The organism is Aeromonas sp. S11(2024) (genome assembly GCF_041402345.1).
Classification (GTDB): Bacteria; Pseudomonadota; Gammaproteobacteria; order Enterobacterales; family Aeromonadaceae; genus Aeromonas; species Aeromonas veronii.
In genome coordinates this window covers 1-2,803 of sequence record NZ_JBGLRC010000056.1, presented here as the reverse complement: position 1 = coordinate 2,803, position 2,803 = coordinate 1, and the positions used below count along the sequence as shown (strand labels likewise).

Genomic DNA, 2,803 nt, shown 5'->3' with positions numbered 1-2,803 from the left:
GGTCTCGATAAAGGGCCGACCGGCACGTTTGGCAAAGGCCCAGAGTTTGTGCCAAAAACCTGGGTGATCGAACGGCTCGCATTCAGGGGGAATGCAGGGGGGCATAGTGTGTCTCCTTCAAGAGTGGGTGAATGGTAGAAATAAAAAGAGGAGGCAAATGCCTCCTCTTGGATGGGAATGGGTGTGACCTATTGGTCCCACATCAAGTAGTCAAACTCGGGTGTGTTGGTGGCTGGCAGAACAGATGCGACCTCTTGGGTCGGCAGTGCGAGCTGCTTGCCATCAGCCGTCAAAATGCGGATCGACTTTGCCTTACGTAGCTTGCCCCACATGTCGAATAAATTGTTCTCACCGACACGGGACTCGGTCTCATAGGGCGCATCATATTGGCTGCCATCGACGATGATGGTGAAAGCCTGCCCAGCATAAGAGCCGTACTCCTTGCCCTGCACGGTGGCCGTCATGCTGACCTTGCGGGTGTCACTACAGGCTATATAGAGATGGTTCTGCTCGTTGACCACCGCCGTGTATTCGCTGGTGCCCTGACCCCAGCCACTGCTCCAGCGCCCGGCCTCACCATAGGCAAAGGCTACACTGGATGAAATAAGCAAACCAGGCAATACAATTAACCATTTCATATTCCAAGCCTCATACATTATTGTTAAGCACAACGTACAGATTAATTTTGTGGTTGGAACTGGTATTCCACATCACCATTGGTAGTTGATAAATTCAATTCTAACACGTTGCAGTCATAGCCCGTGTAAAGCATGAGTTCCTTACCAAAAGCTAACGTTAGAGGTAATGGGTAAATTGACTTTACTTGACACTGGCCTCTGTTAACGACAGCTTTCGTTATCTTCACCCGGTCGCTGTGAGAAACAACAGTTATTACTTTTGATGGCAACCCCTTGTTGGGGATAATTGGCCGCACATTGACCGAAAATGTGGAGGCTGTTGTCGGCCCCTGCTGGGCTAACAGTGCATCATTCTTTTTATGTGAGATGGTATCAGCCGTGAGGCAGGTAAAATCTGAAGATGTTCTGTCAGGTAGTGCAGAGGCTCCCCCCTGTGGGGTCAGCACGTAGGTAATATTGTCTGGTTGAGAGATGAGATAAAGGGTTTTATTTTCACGCAAGCCATCCCAAAATTTATCAAGGTACGTCTTGTTGTTGGTTATTACGCTTGCAGGTTCAGCCTTGTCTCCGACACTGACGTAAAACGACCCCTTTTCAGCGTCATATTCATCACCATCCAGGATTGCTCGCATGGTTATTTTGTTGGTGTTGTCACAAGCGAAATACAATGCATGTTTATCGTCAGCGACAATCGAGTAGCGATGTTCATTACCCACTGTGGTATGTGTTACTTGGGCAGGTGCCTGATAGTCTTTCTTTTTTATCCCTTCCGTCAAGCAGATAAATTCACTGCTGTCACGTGCTGGCAATACCTGAATGGCATTTGCTGTTGGAAGCTTGGGTTCAGTTAGACCCAAAGCCATGGGGTGCCCGGCTCTTATTTCATCCCATAACTTAAAGAAATTTAATATGCTGCGATCTCCGTTTATCACGTAAGGTGTGAAGTAATACGATTCGCTGGTTTTTATATCAAAGGTTCTATCGTATACATCAGTGCCAACTTGGACACCTTTAATCGTGGCATACATAGCGATATCTTTACCATTTTTATCGCAAGAGATGATGAGCTTATTCTGGTCATCAATCACAGCGGCATACTCCATGCCATCCTGTGTTTTTCTACTCGACCATTGGCCTGCCTCACCATAGGCCAACGCGTTGCTACACAACAATGCGGTGACTGACGAAATTAAAATTTTATTCATTTTTATTACTCCCGAACGTTCTTCATCTTAAAAAGAACGGTCTAAATAATGGTTATTTTTTGTAACGCACGCTGATAGAACCATCTACGACATGTTTCACTATTTCATAGTCAGGGTTATACGTAGCCAGGTTATGCGCTGCGATACCAAGGGTTGCGAACATACCTGCAACCCCGGTTGCGCCACCTAAAAATGTTGCTCCTGCTGCGGCAATACGCCCTTGGGTGTATACCCTGCATTTCAATCCGGCTGATTCTATCGTTGTCTCAAGAATTAGAACGGTACTGCCCATGTTTCCAGAGACACCCACAATCTCAAAGGTGCTTCGGGTATTAATAAGGGCTGCTATTTTCTCGGTACGAAAATCATCATATTGCAGTATTTCCATCGAAGGTCATTGCTCCTTGGTGAGTGATAGAGCCCCCAGCTCAAATACTGCGGCTGGGGGCTTGTGCTTTAACTCGTTGCGGCGGTTTTGAGAATGCGTTGCACACTGGATAGGCTGATCCCTGTTTGTCTTGCAATCTCTGCTTTGGCAAGCCCCCGGTCGGCAAGAGCCAGCACTTCTTCTCCTCTTGCCATCGCGGTAGGTTTGCGGCCTTTGTAAACGCCACGTTGTTTGGCCAACTCAATGCCCTCCGCCTGCCGCTCCAGCATCTGCTCCCGCTCGAAGGTGGCGATAGCACCGATCATGGTGAGCATCAGCTTGCCGGTAGGGGTCGAGGTATTGATCCCCAGATTCAAAATCCTCAGTGCTACCTGCTTGCTTTGCAGGTATTCCGAGATCTCCAACAGGTGACGGGTGTTGCGGGCCAAGCGATCCAGCTTGGTGACCAACACCACATCCCCCTCACGCACAAAGTTGAGTAACTGAGCCAATTGGGGGCGGTCGTCCCTTGCCCCACTGACTTTCTCCTGAAAAATCGTGCTGCACTCAGCCAGTGCCTGAAGCTGGGTGTC

Annotated in this window: 4 protein-coding genes; all 4 read right to left on the bottom strand. The window is 48.6% G+C overall.

All coding sequences use genetic code 11. The annotated features are described in order from the left end of the window. Positions 1 to 188: 188 nt before the first annotated feature. The gene (locus ACB040_RS20670) at positions 189 to 638 is read right to left on the bottom strand and encodes a hypothetical protein (protein WP_338773984.1); all 450 of its coding nucleotides are present in this window, start codon (positions 636 to 638) and stop codon (positions 189 to 191) included. Positions 639 to 679: 41 nt separating this feature from the next. Then, positions 680 to 1,843 (bottom strand): hypothetical protein, encoded by a 1,164-nt coding sequence (locus ACB040_RS20665; protein WP_371164852.1) that lies wholly within the window; start codon positions 1,841 to 1,843, stop codon positions 680 to 682. 52 nt (positions 1,844 to 1,895) lie between these two features. Next, positions 1,896 to 2,231, bottom strand: coding sequence for a hypothetical protein (locus ACB040_RS20660; protein ID WP_338773988.1), 336 nt, complete (start codon positions 2,229 to 2,231; stop codon positions 1,896 to 1,898). Positions 2,232 to 2,299: 68 nt separating this feature from the next. Further along, on the bottom strand, positions 2,300 to 2,803 hold a 504-nt coding region (locus tag ACB040_RS20655), incomplete at its 5' end, for a recombinase family protein (protein ID WP_371156316.1).